This is a genomic window from Sphingomonas sp. KC8 (genome assembly GCF_002151445.1).
Taxonomy (GTDB): Bacteria; Pseudomonadota; Alphaproteobacteria; order Sphingomonadales; family Sphingomonadaceae; genus Sphingomonas_E.
The window spans coordinates 2,123,141-2,137,485 of the sequence record NZ_CP016306.1 but is presented as its reverse complement, the minus strand read 5'-3'; the positions used below and the strand labels follow the sequence as shown (position 1 = coordinate 2,137,485).

The window sequence follows — 14,345 nt, the reverse complement described above, 5'->3', positions numbered from 1 at the left end:
TTCGGGGAATGCGGCGCTACCGCATTCCCCTGACCCTGCTGTGCACGATGACCGCCTTTTGCGCCGCCATGCCCGCGCGCGCGCAGGCGGCTGCCGCCAGTGCTGCGCCTGCGGATCGGGCCGATAGGCTCGGCACCGCGCTGCGCGACGAGGCCGGCGGCGGGCTGAAGCGATTTTATGCCGAACGCGGTTTTCGTCCGCTCTGGATATCGTCGGGCAAGATCGGCCCGTCGGCCGGCCGGCTGATCGACTATCTGGCGACGGCGGATCTGGATGGGTTGAAGCCCGCATCCTACAAGGTCCATCGCCTGCGCGCGGCCGTTGCCGATGCGCGCGGGGGCGATCCGCGTGCGCTGGCCCGCGCCGAATATATGCTGTCGGCCGCCTTTGTCCGTTATGTGCAGGATCAGCGCCGCCCCGATGGGGTGCGCATGATCTATGCCGATCGCGGGCTGAAACCGAAGCGGCCACGCCCCGATGCGGTGCTGCGGGCAGCGGCTTTCCGCAAATCATTCGACGATTATCTGGCCAATATGGGCTGGATGAGCGCGCATTATGTCCGTCTGCGCCAATTGATCGCCCGCGCCGAACGGGAAGGGGCGTCGGATGCGGTGATGGCGCGGCTGCACCTCAATCTCGATCGTGCCCGGTTGCTGCCGGGGCCGTGGGCGCATCATATCGTGGTGGACTCGTCGTCCGGCCGCCTCTGGTATTATGGGGAAGGCCGGCAGGCGGGGATGATGCGTGTCGTGGTGGGCGCGCCGGAAACCCAGACGCCGATGCTCGCCGGAACGCTGCAATGGGCGATCCTGAACCCCTATTGGAACGTGCCGACCTATCTCGCGCGTAACCGCATCGCCCCCAAGATATTGGCGGGCCGCACGCTGGCGTCGATGAATATGGAAGTGCTGTCGGATTGGAGCGCCGCGCCCCGCCCGCTGGCGGCATCGTCGATCGATTGGGCGGCGGTCGCCTCCGGCCAGACCGAGGTGCGCCTGCGCGAACGGCCGGGGGCGGGCAATTCGATGGGACGCGTCAAATTTCTGTTCCCCAATGACGAAGGGATCTACCTGCACGACACGCCCGACCGCGATCTCCTGAAAAAGCCCGACCGGCATTTCAGCAATGGCTGCATCCGGCTGGAAAATGCGGCCGAACTTGGCCGGTGGCTTCTGCAAAAGCCGCTCAGGGCGGCGTCGAGGGAACCCGAACAGGCCGTGCCATTGCCCGTGCAGGTGCCGGTCTACCTGACCTATATCACCGCCGACGCCACGGATGCCGGCATCGTCTTTCGCAAGGATGTCTACGGCCGGGATGAATGAAGGCGGGCGGCGGCGGATGGCTTGAATGTCGGGGGAGCGGACATCCTTCCCCCGTCACCCCGGGCTTGACCCGGGGGCCCGCTTCTTCTGTTCTGCTGTCATGGAACGAGATCGGCAAGGCGGCTGGGTCTACATCATGGCCGATCGCTATCGGGCACCATGTATGTGGGCGTGACATCCCATCTGGCGGCACGCATTCACCAGCACCGCACAGGTGATGGGTCGGATTTCTGCCGGCGTTATCGGCTGGACAGGCTTGTGTGGGCCGAACAGGTGGCCTCCATCATCGATGGTATCGCACAGGAAAAGCGCCTGAAGCGCTGGCGGCGCGAATGGAAATTCGCGTTGATCGAGCGGGGCAATCCCGAGTGGCTCGATCTCTATGCGCACCTTGCCTGACGCCACCGTCAAAGCGGGACCCCGGGTCAAGCCCGGGGTGACGACGAGATTTAACGAACGTCCGCAATGTCGGCGGCTCCTGACAGTCCGCTTTTGGGCCGGAAGCATTGGGCAGCGGCCATTGGCCGCATTTGGCCGCGCCGCCTAGGCCGGGCCGGCGTCCGCCTTGGCCAGCACCGTCATCCTGATCGCGCGCCGCAGGGTGAAGCCCAGTGTTTCGTACAGCGCGATGGCGCCCGTGTTGGTGGGATAGACGTGCAGGAACGGTGTTTCGCCACGGTCCAGAATATGTTCGGCCACCACGCGCATCAGGCCGCCGGCATAGCCTTGCCCGCGAAAATCGGGGTGGGTGCACACGCCGCTGACTTCGGTAAAGCCTTCCGGCTTCATGCGTTCGCCGGCCATGGCGACCAGCCGGCCATCCCGCTTCACCCCGACGAAATGGCCCAGCCGGTGCGTGCGCGCGAAAAACGGGCCGGGTTCGGTCAATGCGGCCAGCGCCTGCATCGCCGGCGCATCCGCTTCGGTCAGCGGCTCGATCGTGAAAGCCGGTCGGGCCGGGATGATGGCCGGGGCGATCATCTGGTGCAGGCCGCTCTGGTGGATGACGATCGCGCCGGGCGGCGGCGGTGTTTCCTCGGCTTCGACGATCCAGATCTGGCCTTGGGCGGGGATCAGGGCCGACAATGCCTGGAGGCTCGCGTCCGATTTGTCGGCGGTTGCCGCGAACAGGCCGTAATCGGGGGCGAATCGCAGCGCTCGCGCGTCGCCTTGGGCGATATGCGCCTGCCGCGTCGTCAGCGCGTTCCAGACGGGGCGGTCAAGGGGATGGGGGGCGGTCATGGCGCTGGTATTAAACCGGCAGGCCGGGCGCCGGCCATGTCTTTTATGGCGCCGGTCGGCGGATCGGGGGGCGTGCTAGACGGCCGATGTGAAACGGGTCCGGCCACGGGCGCGGCGCATTCTATACGCCACCAGCAGAACCCCGCCGATCAGCGGCAGCCAGCCGCCGGATCGGTTCGGCTCGGCCGGTTCCGCCACGATTTCCGCTGCTTCGGACGGTGGCGGCCAGCGCCGGCGGTTATATCCCATTTCGGGTTCGGGCGTCGTGGACAGCAATCCACCTTCCGCCGGCGGCTGGCCGCCGAACGGATAAGCGCCGCGCTGGTAGATGTCCCATGTCGGGGGCGTATTCAGCTGGAACGGGACGGGGCCGGCCGCCGGGTCAAGCATCAGCGTCGCCGCGCTGGCCGGTGCGGCCATTGCGAACGCGGTCATGCCGGCAATCCCTATTCGCCCCCTCATTTCGAATCTCGTCCCTCCCCCGGCCGGGATTAGCATGTTGCGTTGCGTCATGTCATCGCCGCGACGATATGGCCCGGTCAGCGTTCGCGCACGAACAGCCAGCGGTCCTCCTCCGATCTGTCGGCGGCGAAGGCATAGCCGTCGCTGTCGAACGCCTGCAGCGCATCGGGCGTCGTGATATGGTGTTCGCACATCCAGCGCGCCATCATGCCGCGCGCGCGCTTGGCGGCGAAGCTGTTGAAGCGCAGGCCTTTCGGCCCGTTATCCTTGAAATCGACGGTGATGATCCGCGCCCCGGCGGGGGGATGCTGCGCCACCACGCCCCAATATTCCTGGCTGGCGAGGTTGAGGATGATGTTGGTTCCGGCGTCGGCCAGGTCGGCGGCGATCGCGTCGCTCACCCGCGTGCCCCAATGTTCGTAGAGGGTGCGGTGGCGCCCCGGCGCCCAGCGCGTTCCCATTTCGAGACGGTAGGGGCGTATCGTGTCGAGCGGGCGCAGCAGGCCGTAGAGGCCCGAAAGGATGCGCACATGATCCTGCGCGAAGGCGATTGCGGCGTCGTCCAGGCTGCGCGCCTCGAACCCCAGATAGACGTCGCCGTTGAACGCATAGAGGGCGGCGCGTTCCTCGGCATCGGCGAAATGGGTGAAGCGATCGGCGTTCAGCGTCGCCAGCTTGTCCGATATATGCATCAATTCGCCGAGTTTTTTCGCACCGATCCGGGCGGCGGCGGCGGCGAGCCGAGCGGCGTCTTCGGCGAAACGCGGGGTCGTGGTGGCAAAGGCTGGGGCGGGGCGCTGATAGTCTAGCGACTTGGCCGGGGACAGGAATGCAAGCATCCTCCCCGCCTATCGCACCGCCGCTTCGGGCAAAAGGGGCAAGCGCAAAAAGGCATGAATCAAAGGAACCATCACGGTTAAACCGCCGTTCACCTGCCTGGGACGATGACGCGGGCTTGTGGTGCGCCAACTTGTGCGGCGTGCTACGGCAGGGTAGGCACGCCCGCGCACGGGGACGCCGATCCGATCCCTTGGAGGAGGCTTGAAAAGATGAAACTGGTTTCGACGATCACGCTGGGGCTGGCGCTCGCGGTGTCCAGCGTGGCGGTTGTCGGGGTTCAGCCCGCACTGGCCGCCAAGAAGGAAAAGCCCGGCAAGGTTGATCTGACCAAGTCCGTGCGCGATGCAGTTGCGGCCGCGCAGGCCGCGATCGGCCCGGACGCCAAGGCGCCCAAGGATATCGCGACCGCGACCGCCAAGGCCGCCGAAGCGCGCGCCGCGGCCGTCACCCCCGACGACAAATTCTACGCCGGTTCGGTCAGCTATGATGTCGGCCGCGCCAACAACGACAAGAAGGCCCAGGCCGACGCGCTCGATCTGATGCTCGCCAGCGGCAAGGTGCCGGCGGCGTCGCTCGGCAATTTCTGGCTGGTCCGTGGTCGTCTCGCTTATGAAGCGCGCGATTATGCCAATGCCGAACGCGCGTTCGATCAGGCCACCCAGGCCGGCGACAATTCGACCGAGGCGTTCGCGCTGCTCGTCGAAACCAAGGACAAGCTGGGCAAACCCGCCGAAGCCCTTGCCGCGCTGGAAAAGGCGATCGCGCAGGGCGAAGCCGCCGGCAAGCCGCTGCCCGAGGCTTATTATCAGCGCGGCGTGGCGATCGGCTACAAGTCCAAGCTCGCTGCTCCGGTCGAACGCATTTCGCAAGGCTGGCTGAAGGCCTATCCGACGCAGGATAACTGGCGCGATGCGCTGATCACCTATCGCGATCTCAACAAGATCGACAGCGATTACGAACTGGATCTGATGCGCCTGATGCGCACGGCCAAGGCGCTGAAAGGCGAAAGCGATTATTACACCTATGCCGAACAGGTGTATCTGAAGTTCCCCGGCGAAGGGAAATCGGTGATCGACGAGGGCGTGGCCGCAGGCATGCTCAAGCTGACGCCGGGCAGCAACATCAAGGCGTTCAGCGATACGTCCAATTCGCGCGTCGCGGCCGACAAGGCCGATCTGGCGAGTGCCGCCGCGTCGGCGGCAAAGGCCGCCAATGGCGTTGCGGCGCGCGCAACGGCCGATTCCTATCTCGGCTATGGCGATTACGCCAAGGCGGCCGAACTGTATAAGCTGGCGCTGCAAAAGGGCGGGGTCGACGCGAACGTCGTCAACACCCGTCTCGGCATGGCGCTTGCCCGCTCGGGCCAGAAGGATGCGGCCAAGCAGGTGTTCGCCGCCGTCACCGGTCCGCGTCAGGCGCTGGCGAAATACTGGATCATCTGGGTCGATCAGCAGGCCTGATCGGGCCTGCCGGGATCCCGGCGGCCAGGCATGAAAAAGGCGGCCGGGCATTGCCCCGGCCGCCTTTTTCTATGTGGTGGAGCCGGCTTATTCCGCGTCGACGGGCACGCCCGGCACGTCCTTGGACGTGCGGATGGTGAGCGAGGTCTTGACGCTGGTCACGTTGGGCGCGGTCGTCAGATGCGACGTCAGGAACGACTGGAACGCCTGCAGGTCGTGCGCGACGATCTTCAGGATGAAATCGATCTCGCCGTTCAGCATGTGGCATTCGCGCACTTCGGGCAGTGCGGCCACATGATCCTGGAATGCGCGCAGATCATCTTCGGCCTGGCTGCGCAGGCTGACCAGCGCGAACACCATGATGCCATAGCCCAGCGCCGGGGCGTTGAGCCGGGCATGGTAGCTTTCGATCACCCCGGCCTGTTCGAGCGCGCGAACGCGGCGCAGGCAGGGTGGCGCGGTCAATCCGGCGCGCCGGGCCAGATCGACATTGGTGATGCGACCCTCGCTTTGCAGCGCCGTCAGAATTGTGCGGTCGATGGAATCGAGGGGGAACCTCGCAGCCACGGTATATCCTTCCATATAAGATGGCTCGAACATAAGAATATTTCGCGGTTGTGCAATTGTCCCACAATGCGACGATCAAGAAAACCATCTTTCCCCACCGCGCGCACAGGGGTAACGAGGGATTTGCAGGGCGGCGATGATGGGCATCGCGATTTCCCCATGGAAGGCAAACAGGGTGCGTTTCGACGACAAGCTCGCGACGGTGCTGGCGCGGCCGCTGGCCGATGCCGCTGCGCGCGCGGCTGCATGGCGGCAGATCGTCGATATTCTGGCGCAGGATCGCGACGGTACAATCGATTCGGATCAGCGCAATGCCGCGTTCGCCGTGCTGCGCGATATTCGCGGCAAGGTGCCGGTCGAGGTGCGGGCCGATAGCGTGCTGGGCATTGCCAGCCGCCGCGTGTCCCCCGCCGTGGTGGCCATGATCGCCGAAGATCTGCCCAGCGTCAGCGCACCGCTGATCGCCGCGGCCCAGCTTGACGAAGATGAATGGCTGGCGCTGCTGCCGCGCCTTGCGCCCACCGCGCGCGCCTTGATGCGGCATCGGCGCGATCTGCCATCGGCGGTTCGCGTCGCGCTTGGCAGCTTTGGCCCGGCCGATTTCGCGCTGGCTGGCGATACGATGGCCCAGCCGGCGGGCGCTGCGGCGGCCGATCCGGCTGACGATGATGTGGTCGTGGCGTTCGGGCCGCTGCCCGCGGCACCGATCATCGATGCCGGGCTGGATGAAGGCGAAACCCAGATTCGCGATCTGCTTGCCCGGATTGCCGCGCACCGCGAACGGGTGGATGCGCAGATGCACGATCCGGCGGCGGACAGCATTCATCCGCCGCTGGTGGAGGATTTCCGTTTCGAAACCGGGCCGGATGGGATGATCCGCTGGATCGAAGGCGCGCCGCGCGGCCCGCTGGTCGGCATTTCGATCGCCACGGCGGCCGAACAATATGGCCACGGGGTCGATGGCCATGCCGCCGGGGCCTATCGCCGCCGCGCGTCGTTCCGCGATGCTAGGCTCAGCGTTCCCGGCGAAGGCGAGGCTTCGGGCGAATGGCGCATTTCCGCCGTGCCTTTCTTCGATCATTATGACGGGCGGTTCACGGGCTATCGCGGCACGGCGCGCCGGCCGCGCGCCGATGAAACGGCGGCCCATGCCCATGCCGCGCCGGGGCTGTACGGATCCGGCCTGGCGCCGGATGCGCTGCGCCAGCTGGTCCATGAATTGCGCACGCCGCTGAACGCGATCGTCGGCTTCGCCGAAATGATCGAACGGCAGATGCTGGGGCCGGCCGGGTTCGATTATCGCGAGCGTGCGGGCGATATTCTCGATCAGGGGCGGCGCCTGCTGGCGGCGGTCGATGATCTCGACATGGCTGCCCGGCTCGAATCGCGGCGGGTGCGCGATGGGGCGGCGGCGGTGGACGTCGCGATGCTGATCGAACGGTTGCACGACGATTATGAAGCCGCCGCCCGCCCGCGCGGGGTGAAACTGGCGTTCCGTGTCGCGCAGGCGCTGCCCCCGGTCGATGCCGATCCGGTGGCGGTGGAACGGATGTTCGCGCGCCTGCTGGCGGCCACGATCGGGCTGGCGGACAGTGGCGAAACCATCTTTGCCACGCTCAAGGCGGATGGGCATCAGGTGCGCCTGTCGGTATCGCGCCCGCGCCTGCTGGATGCCCGTGATGAACCGGCTCTGCTCGATCCCGGCTATACCCCCGATGGCGATTGGCCCGATGCGCCGGTGCTTGGCCTTGGTTTTGCGCTCCGGCTGATCCGCAATCTGGCGGTCGCCGCGCGCGGCGGGCTGGATATCACGGCCGACAGTTTCGAACTGCGCCTGCCGACGCGCGACAACGAAGAAACGCGCACGGGCAAGGGCAAGGCCTGATCTGTCGATTTCCAGTGCTTGCCAGCCGCGCCCCGGCTCCGCTATCGCCGGTCGCGGCGCTGGTTGGGGCCTGTAGCTCAATGGTTAGAGCTGGCCGCTCATAACGGCTAGGTTGCGGGTTCGAGTCCTGCCGGGCCCACCAGCGCCGTGGGAGAGGGGCCAAAACGCCCTTGCGAAAATAAGGAAACAGGGCGCTTGAGCAGCCGGCAGGATCAGAATAGCGGCACCACCGCCGTGCGCGATGCGCATCGTTTCGATGAAGCCCGGCTGGCCGAATGGCTGGCCGCCAATGTCGCCGATTATGCGGGGCCGCTGACCGTCGAACAGTTTAAGGGCGGCCAGTCCAACCCGACCTACAAGCTGATCACGCCGGGCCGCTCTTATGTGCTGCGGCGCAAACCGCCGGGCCAGCTGGTCAAGGGCGCGCATGCGGTGGAGCGCGAGGCGCGGGTGCTGACGGCACTCGAAACGGTCGGCTTTCCGGTTGCCCATGTCTATGCCCTGTGCACCGATGAAAGCGTCATCGGCACCTGGTTCTATGTGATGGAACTGGTGGAAGGCCGGATCTTCTGGGACGCAACCTTTCCCGAGGTCGGCAACGCCGAACGCCCGGCTTATTTCGATGCGATGAACGCGACGATGGCGCAGTTGCACAGCATCGATCCTGCCGCGATCGGGCTTGCCGATTTCGGCAAGGCGGGCAATTTCTTCGAACGGCAGATCGGCCGGTGGAAACGGCAATATCATGAAGAGGTCGAAGCCGGCCGCAACGATGATATGGACGCGCTGATCGGCTGGCTCGAAGCAAATATGCCCGCGACAAGCGAAGTGCGCATCGCGCATGGCGATTTCCGCTGCGACAACATGATTTTCCATGCCACCGAGCCGCGCGTCGTGGCCGTGCTCGACTGGGAATTGTCCACGCTGGGCGATCCGCTGTCGGACTTTGCCTATCATCTGATGATGTACCGGCTGGCCCCGCCGGTGGCGACTGGCGTTGCCGGCTTTGATCTGCCGGCGCTGAACATCCCGTCCGAGGCCGATTATATCGCGGCTTATTGCAAGCGCACCGGGCGCGCCGGTGTGCCGAACCTGCAATTCTACACCGCGTTCAATATCTTCCGGCTGGCCGCGATCATCCACGGCATCAAGGGGCGGGTCATGCGCGGTACCGCTGCTTCGGCCCATGCCCGTGAAATGGCTGCGAAGTTTCCCGCGCTCGCCGCCGCCGGGTGGAAGGCCGCGCAGGGCGGGTAGTTTTGGCGCAGCGTCCATGGCTCGGTTATAGCCGGGGCATGGACACCGCTTTGCCCCGCGTCTTCACCCGCCTCACGCCGTCGGGCGATCGCACCGCCATCAGCCGCGCGATCGCCGTCGAGGCGCCGGTCGCGATCGAAGTCAACGGCCTTGGCTATGCGGTGATGATGGCCACCCCCGCTGATCTGGCCGATTTCGCGCTCGGCTTTTGTCGGGCCGAACGGCTGATCGACGGCCGCGACGATGTTGTCGATGTGGACGTCCACGTCGCCGAACGCGGGCTGATCCTGCGCATCACGCTCGTCCCCGAACGGGTCGATCGTATCGCCGGTCGCGTCCGCCACCGTGTGTCCGAATCGTCCTGCGGCCTGTGCGGCATCGAAAATCTCGAACAGGCGCTGCGCCCGCTGCCGCGTGTGACGGCCAAATCCAACATGTTGGATTTGGCGATATTTCGCGCGCTCGACGCATTGGGCCTCAATCAGACACTCAACCGCGCCACCGGCGCCGTCCACGCCGCCGCCCTGTGCGCACCCGACGGCACGATCCGGCTGGTCCGCGAAGATGTCGGCCGCCACAACGCCTTCGACAAGCTGGTCGGCGCGATGCTCGCCCAAGGGATCGGCTGGGATGGCGGCTGCGCCTTGCTGTCGGCGCGCTGTTCGTTCGAACTGGTCGAAAAGGCCGCGCTGGCGAATTGCCCTTTGCTCGTCACCGTCTCCGCACCCACCACGCTGGCGCTCGATCGCGCGGCCGAAGCGGGTTTGCGCCTCGTCGCCCTCGCCCGATCCGATGCCGCGCTGGAAGCGGACGGACAGGGGCGCTAAAGCGTCCGCATGACCCAAGCCAGCTTTCCCGCCCTTCGCCTGCGCCGCACCCGCGCTTCCGCCTGGAGCCGCGCGCTCGTCGCTGAAACGCACCTGTCCCCCGCCCACCTCATCTGGCCGCTGTTCGTGACCGAAGGGCAGGGCGTCACCGATCCGATATCGACGCTGCCCGGCGTGTCGCGCCATTCGATCGATCGGATCGGCGCGGTCGCCAGGGAAGCGAAGGCGCTCGGCATCGGCTGCCTCGCTCTGTTTCCCAATACCCCGCGCGATCTGCGCACCGATGATGGCCGCGAAGCGCTCAACCCCGATAATCTGATGTGCCGGGCGATCCGGGCGATCAAGGATGCGGTGCCTGATATCGGTGTCCTGACCGATGTCGCGCTCGATCCCTATACCAGCCACGGCCATGACGGGCTGGTCGATGCCGCCGGCTATGTGCTGAACGATGAAACCAGCGAACTGCTCGTCGCCCAGGCGCTGGTGCAGGCGCAGGCGGGCGCGGATGTCGTGGCGCCATCGGACATGATGGACGGCCGGGTCGGTGCGATCCGCACCGCGCTTGAAGCCGAAGGGCATCGCAACGTCCAGATCATGGCCTACTCGGCCAAATATGCCAGCGCCTTCTATGGTCCGTTCCGCGATGCGGTGGGGTCGGGTGGCCTGCTGAAAGGCGACAAGCGCGGATATCAGATGGACTATGCCAATGCCGAAGAAGCGCTGCGCGAAGTCGCGCTCGATTTGGCCGAAGGCGCGGACAGCGTGATGGTCAAGCCCGGCCTGCCCTATCTCGATATCATCCGCCGCGTGAAGGAACGGTTCGAGGTTCCGGTGTTCGCGTATCAGGTGTCCGGCGAATATGCGATGATCGAGGCCGCGGTTGCCGCAGGGGCGGGGGATCGCGATGCGCTGGTGCTGGAAACGCTGATGGCGTTTCGCCGGGCCGGCTGCTCGGGCGTGCTCACCTATCACGCGGCCCACGCCGCGCGCTTGCTGGGCGGTTGATCGGCCGCCGGCACCCCGTTTTGGGGATGGGATGATCGAAACGAAGAAGTAGGAGGCGGGCGCGTGCAAGGCGTGACGATATTGCCGTTTGCGGGCCAGACGCCCGATGTTGCACGTGCGGGGTTCGTTGCGCCGGGCGCACGGCTGATCGGCGGCGTCACCCTCGGGGAAGGTTCCAGCGTCTGGTACAATTGCGTGCTGCGCGGCGATGTCGCACCGATCACCGTGGGCGACCGCACCAATATCCAGGATGGCACCATCGTCCATGTCACGACCAAGCTGCATTCCACCGAAATCGGGGCGGATTGCCTGATTGGTCATATGGCGATCGTTCATGGCTGCCGTTTGCATGACCGGGCCTTTGTCGGCCTCGGGGCGATCGTGATGGACGGATGCGAGATTGAAAGCGACGCGATGCTGGCTGCCGGCGCGTTGCTGACGCCGGGCAAACGGATTGGTGCCGGGCAGATGTGGGCGGGGCGGCCAGCCAAATATGTGCGCGATCTTACGCCCGATCAGCTTGCCGGGCATCAGAAAGGCGTCGATGGCTATGTCCGTCTGGCGCGGCAGCATGCCGCTGCATTGCGCGGTGAAGCCGCTATGGTTGCGCCAGCTTAGCCGCCAGCGCGTTGAATGCCCCGCGCTGCGCTTCATCGATCGCAGTGACGCGTGCCCATGCCGCCGCCAGCGCAGCCGATGGGGCGCCGCCGGCCGCAACCATCATGGCGTCGAGGCTGGCCAGGGCGGTGGCGGTTTCGCCGCGTGCCTGATCGAGCCGGCTTAACGCCTGCTGGGCGGCCACCCAGGCTTCGCTACCGACGGGCTGGCCCGCTGCGGCGGCGACCGCGCGGTTCGCCGCGCCGAGTTCATTATTGAAGCGCGCGCCGGCACCTTCGGCGGCAGCAACCTGCGCCATGCTGTTCGCATCGATCGCAGGGGCGTCGGGCGTGGGGCTTGGTGCGATGCTTGATTCGCCGGAAGGCTCTTCAGTCGCCATTTTTTCGATCGGTCGCGGAGCGAGCGAAGGATAGGTCGTGGCGGTTCCGGCACAGCCGGTGAGCGTCGCGGCGGCGAAAAATGCCGTCACGGCAGCCTTAAATTGGGGTCGATCCATCTTTTCGCTTTAAAGTGGCAATTTATCTGCGGCAACGGGGTTGCGCTCCGGAAAAAGTCCGACTAACAGCGCCACTCCAACGCGCCCGTAGCTCAGCTGGATAGAGCATCAGACTACGAATCTGAGGGTCGGACGTTCGAATCGTTCCGGGCGCGCCAAAATCCCCCGCCAGTCTCAATGACTTGGCGGGGGTTTTCGTTTGCGGGGTGTTGGGCATTCCAACGCGTTCCATGTTGGAATTCCAACAAAGCATCAGCGAGCGGGGCATTCCGGTCATGCCTGCTGCTCCTGGTCGACCTTGGGCCGGGCATCGCCGATGCGGGCGACGACAGCGCGTGCAGCCATCTTCGTGGTGCGGGGCATATAGACTTCCAGGATCTTTTTGATGCTTTCGAGCTTGTGGCCCGTGATCGCAGAAATCAGGGCGTCCTCAAGGCCGAGCTCGCCCAGGCGGACGACGCAGGTGCGGCGCATGTCGCGGAACTCCAGCCCTTTCAAACTGGTGTGGCCATCCTCGATCGCCTTGGCGCGCGCGTCGGCGAATTTCTGTGTGAACCAGCGCTTGGTCCAGGGCAGGCGGGTCATTTCGTTGACGATCAGATGGGTGATCGTGACACCGGTTTCCTGGCTGAGCGTCACGTTTTCGGCGATCCGTGCCTCGATCTGTTCGCGCAGGATGCCGGCGATCGGCACGCCGACCCACCGGCTTGTTTTGCCCTGGCGGATATAGATGCCCATGACGCGGCCGTCGGCGCCGGCGAGCTGCTCGCGCGCCTCGCGATCAAGGTTGAGCACTTCGCGCCAATGGGATGCCCGCGACGGCGGCGGTAGTGCGGTGAACGAGCGCACATCGGCCGGGCGCTGGCCCGTATAGACGGCAAGGTCCATGGCGAAGGCGATGCTGGGATAGCCCAGCTTGATCGCGGCCGATTTCAGCGCTTCGATATCCTCATTCTCCCACACCTGATCGCGTGGTTTCGGTGTCGAGAGCTCGAACGCCTGGGCCGGGTTCTTTTCGATCAGCTTGAGCGGCTTGACCGCGTAAGCCATGAGGATGCGCAGCACCCGTAGGATGTTGTGCGCGTTGTGGTGTCGAACATGGCCGTTCTCATCGGGCGTCATCAGGGCATCGCGCAGCTTGGCGACGCGATCCTCGGTGATCGAGGTGATGGGTAGATTGCCGCTGCCGCCAGGCGCTTTGGGATCGGTGGCCCAGCGTTCGATCAGGTTCAGCGCCGACGCGTAAGTGGTCTGCGTGCTGGCGGCATTGCCGGTGAACTTTTCGCTGGCCTTGTACTTCTCGATCAGGCTGGCGATCGACGTGCGGTTGATGAACGGCTTCACCTTTTGCGGCTTCGCGCCGCCGGCCTTCCAGCGGGCCACCTCTTCGTTGCGACCTTTGGCGGCGGCAATCGCGGCCTCGAGCGTGTCGGGCAGCGACAGGGATTTCCAGCCCGCCTTCTTCAGCGTCGCGGATGGCTGCCAGTAATAGGCCCAGCGGCCGCCGGCGAGCTGCTTGGCAACGAGGAAGGGCACCTTGAACGGGCTGGCGGACTTTGCGGGCTTGCGGGCCATGGCGGGGGTGATCCGTGGCTAGAGGCGGCGAGGCTGTGCCCCGCCGCCGGTGGTGTCAAGTTTCAGGCGGTGATGTGCTTCACTGCCCACATGACGGCTTCCTCGATCTTGGTCTTCGCCAGGCTGAGTTCGCGGCTGGAACCAAGGCTGTCGAGATAGTCGTGGAAGGCGAGGCCATCGTCCTTGATCTTGGCCATCGCGGCCTTCTCGTCATCGCCCAGGACGCGATAGGCGTGGCGCATGGTGTTGTTGACGGTGCGTTCGTCGGACGTGCTGGCGACTGTCTGAGTGTCGGGCATGGTGGATCCTTGCGTTGAATGCGGGCTGACCCCGCCCGCTGGGGATCTGATCAGGGTGCTGGCGAAAGGCCGGGGATCGGCCCCCGGCCGCGCGTGAGGCCCTTCCACCACGCGATGAAACCGGCGCAGACGCGCAGGCGGCTCAGGTCATGGCTCTTGCCATCGGCCATCAACGGATAGCGGAAGCCGGGATTTTCGCCGTTGGCGGCCACATAGCCGTCGCCTGGTTGCGAGAGCGGCACGCCTTTGTGGCAGTAGAACGCGCTCTCGCGGCCAGCCATGCCGATGAGCATCCCTTCCCAGCCGTCCTCATCGCTCCGTTCCGGCGATCCTCGACGAAAGGCGCAGTTGTCGCAGGCCTTGCGGAATGGCTGGGGCGAACCGTCGACATCGGGCGGTGCGTCCGCCGGGAGCGGCTCCCACAACGCCTTGCAGGCAAGGCAGCCGTCATAGGCCTTGCCGGCGCTGATGCTCATCGAAACGGTGCGGA

Annotated in this window: 15 protein-coding genes, 2 tRNA genes and 1 pseudogene; 10 read left to right on the top strand and 8 right to left on the bottom strand. The window is 65.7% G+C overall.

Annotated elements, in window-relative coordinates:
• Positions 1-8: 8 nt before the first annotated feature.
• Positions 9-1,322, top strand: coding sequence for a L,D-transpeptidase family protein (locus tag KC8_RS10130; protein ID WP_010127862.1), 1,314 nt, complete (start codon positions 9-11; stop codon positions 1,320-1,322).
• 100 nt (positions 1,323-1,422) lie between these two features.
• A pseudogene (locus tag KC8_RS10125) lies at positions 1,423-1,721 on the top strand (GIY-YIG nuclease family protein).
• A 144-nt stretch (positions 1,722-1,865) separates the two neighbouring features.
• Here the strand turns inward: KC8_RS10125 and KC8_RS10120 are convergent.
• The 3 genes from KC8_RS10120 to yaaA form a co-directional block, all read right to left on the bottom strand.
• Complete coding sequence (locus KC8_RS10120; RefSeq protein WP_010127455.1) at positions 1,866-2,564, bottom strand: GNAT family N-acetyltransferase; 699 nt, start codon at positions 2,562-2,564, stop codon at positions 1,866-1,868.
• A gap of 75 nt (positions 2,565-2,639) precedes the next feature.
• On the bottom strand, positions 2,640-2,999 hold the full coding sequence (locus tag KC8_RS10115; RefSeq protein ID WP_010127456.1) for a hypothetical protein: 360 nt from the start codon (positions 2,997-2,999) through the stop codon (positions 2,640-2,642).
• A gap of 104 nt (positions 3,000-3,103) precedes the next feature.
• Positions 3,104-3,865, bottom strand: a complete 762-nt coding sequence (yaaA, locus tag KC8_RS10110) for a peroxide stress protein YaaA (protein WP_010127457.1) — start codon at positions 3,863-3,865, stop codon at positions 3,104-3,106.
• A gap of 210 nt (positions 3,866-4,075) precedes the next feature.
• On the opposite strand from yaaA, the gene KC8_RS10105 reads away from it, so the two are divergent.
• The gene (locus KC8_RS10105) at positions 4,076-5,326 is read left to right on the top strand and encodes a hypothetical protein (protein WP_010127458.1); all 1,251 of its coding nucleotides are present in this window, start codon (positions 4,076-4,078) and stop codon (positions 5,324-5,326) included.
• Between the two features lie 87 nt (positions 5,327-5,413).
• On the opposite strand, the gene KC8_RS10100 is transcribed toward KC8_RS10105, so the two are convergent.
• Positions 5,414-5,926 (bottom strand): Lrp/AsnC family transcriptional regulator, encoded by a 513-nt coding sequence (locus tag KC8_RS10100; RefSeq protein ID WP_010127459.1) that lies wholly within the window; start codon positions 5,924-5,926, stop codon positions 5,414-5,416.
• A gap of 142 nt (positions 5,927-6,068) precedes the next feature.
• On the opposite strand from KC8_RS10100, the gene KC8_RS10095 reads away from it, so the two are divergent.
• The 6 genes from KC8_RS10095 to KC8_RS10070 all read left to right on the top strand — a co-directional run bounded on the left by KC8_RS10095 (position 6,069) and on the right by KC8_RS10070 (position 11,485).
• Positions 6,069-7,778, top strand: coding sequence for a sensor histidine kinase (locus tag KC8_RS10095; RefSeq protein WP_037497134.1), 1,710 nt, complete (start codon positions 6,069-6,071; stop codon positions 7,776-7,778).
• A gap of 66 nt (positions 7,779-7,844) precedes the next feature.
• Positions 7,845-7,920: transfer RNA gene (locus KC8_RS10090), tRNA-Ile, on the top strand.
• 53 nt (positions 7,921-7,973) lie between these two features.
• Positions 7,974-9,035, top strand: coding sequence for a phosphotransferase family protein (locus tag KC8_RS10085; protein ID WP_010127461.1), 1,062 nt, complete (start codon positions 7,974-7,976; stop codon positions 9,033-9,035).
• A 38-nt stretch (positions 9,036-9,073) separates the two neighbouring features.
• Positions 9,074-9,862: a formate dehydrogenase accessory sulfurtransferase FdhD gene (fdhD, locus tag KC8_RS10080; protein ID WP_010127462.1), complete on the top strand. Its 789-nt coding sequence runs from the start codon at positions 9,074-9,076 to the stop codon at positions 9,860-9,862.
• Between the two features lie 9 nt (positions 9,863-9,871).
• A complete protein-coding gene (gene hemB, locus KC8_RS10075) occupies positions 9,872-10,867 on the top strand; it encodes a porphobilinogen synthase (RefSeq protein WP_010127463.1) in 996 nt (331 codons plus the stop codon).
• Positions 10,868-10,930: 63 nt separating this feature from the next.
• Positions 10,931-11,485 carry a gamma carbonic anhydrase family protein gene (locus KC8_RS10070; protein WP_010127464.1) on the top strand — a complete coding sequence of 185 codons (555 nt, stop codon included), beginning with the start codon at positions 10,931-10,933 and terminating at the stop codon, positions 11,483-11,485.
• On the opposite strand, the gene KC8_RS10065 is transcribed toward KC8_RS10070, so the two are convergent.
• Positions 11,466-11,954 carry a hypothetical protein gene (locus KC8_RS10065; protein WP_029624809.1) on the bottom strand — a complete coding sequence of 163 codons (489 nt, stop codon included), beginning with the start codon at positions 11,952-11,954 and terminating at the stop codon, positions 11,466-11,468. The two genes, KC8_RS10070 and KC8_RS10065, sit on opposite strands and share 20 nt — an antisense overlap.
• A gap of 108 nt (positions 11,955-12,062) precedes the next feature.
• Here KC8_RS10065 and KC8_RS10060 point away from each other — a divergent pair.
• A tRNA-Arg gene (locus KC8_RS10060) sits at positions 12,063-12,139 on the top strand.
• A 115-nt stretch (positions 12,140-12,254) separates the two neighbouring features.
• Here the strand turns inward: KC8_RS10060 and KC8_RS10055 are convergent.
• The 3 genes from KC8_RS10055 to KC8_RS10045 all read right to left on the bottom strand — a co-directional run bounded on the left by KC8_RS10055 (position 12,255) and on the right by KC8_RS10045 (position 14,331).
• The gene (locus KC8_RS10055) at positions 12,255-13,556 is read right to left on the bottom strand and encodes a tyrosine-type recombinase/integrase (protein WP_010127466.1); all 1,302 of its coding nucleotides are present in this window, start codon (positions 13,554-13,556) and stop codon (positions 12,255-12,257) included.
• 62 nt (positions 13,557-13,618) lie between these two features.
• Positions 13,619-13,855, bottom strand: a complete 237-nt coding sequence (locus KC8_RS10050) for an Acb2/Tad1 domain-containing protein (RefSeq protein ID WP_010127467.1) — start codon at positions 13,853-13,855, stop codon at positions 13,619-13,621.
• A gap of 50 nt (positions 13,856-13,905) precedes the next feature.
• Positions 13,906-14,331 (bottom strand): hypothetical protein, encoded by a 426-nt coding sequence (locus tag KC8_RS10045; protein ID WP_010127469.1) that lies wholly within the window; start codon positions 14,329-14,331, stop codon positions 13,906-13,908.
• Between the last annotated feature and the right edge of the window lie 14 nt (positions 14,332-14,345).

Excerpts from the sequence above, each read along its gene's own strand:
- KC8_RS10100 (WP_010127459.1), bottom strand. The coding sequence starts at position 5,926 with ATGTTCGAGCCATCTTATATGGAAGGATATACCGTGGCTGCGAGGTTC.
- fdhD (WP_010127462.1), top strand. The coding sequence starts at position 9,074 with ATGGACACCGCTTTGCCCCGCGTCTTCACCCGCCTCACGCCGTCGGGC.
- KC8_RS10050 (WP_010127467.1), bottom strand. The coding sequence starts at position 13,855 with ATGCCCGACACTCAGACAGTCGCCAGCACGTCCGACGAACGCACCGTC.
- KC8_RS10045 (WP_010127469.1), bottom strand. The coding sequence starts at position 14,331 with ATGAGCATCAGCGCCGGCAAGGCCTATGACGGCTGCCTTGCCTGCAAG.
- KC8_RS10055 (WP_010127466.1), bottom strand. The coding sequence starts at position 13,556 with ATGGCCCGCAAGCCCGCAAAGTCCGCCAGCCCGTTCAAGGTGCCCTTC.
- KC8_RS10120 (WP_010127455.1), bottom strand. The coding sequence starts at position 2,564 with ATGACCGCCCCCCATCCCCTTGACCGCCCCGTCTGGAACGCGCTGACG.
- hemB (WP_010127463.1), top strand. The coding sequence starts at position 9,872 with ATGACCCAAGCCAGCTTTCCCGCCCTTCGCCTGCGCCGCACCCGCGCT.
- KC8_RS10115 (WP_010127456.1), bottom strand. The coding sequence starts at position 2,999 with ATGACCGCGTTCGCAATGGCCGCACCGGCCAGCGCGGCGACGCTGATG.
- KC8_RS10130 (WP_010127862.1), top strand. The coding sequence starts at position 9 with ATGCGGCGCTACCGCATTCCCCTGACCCTGCTGTGCACGATGACCGCC.
- yaaA (WP_010127457.1), bottom strand. The coding sequence starts at position 3,865 with ATGCTTGCATTCCTGTCCCCGGCCAAGTCGCTAGACTATCAGCGCCCC.
- KC8_RS10105 (WP_010127458.1), top strand. The coding sequence starts at position 4,076 with ATGAAACTGGTTTCGACGATCACGCTGGGGCTGGCGCTCGCGGTGTCC.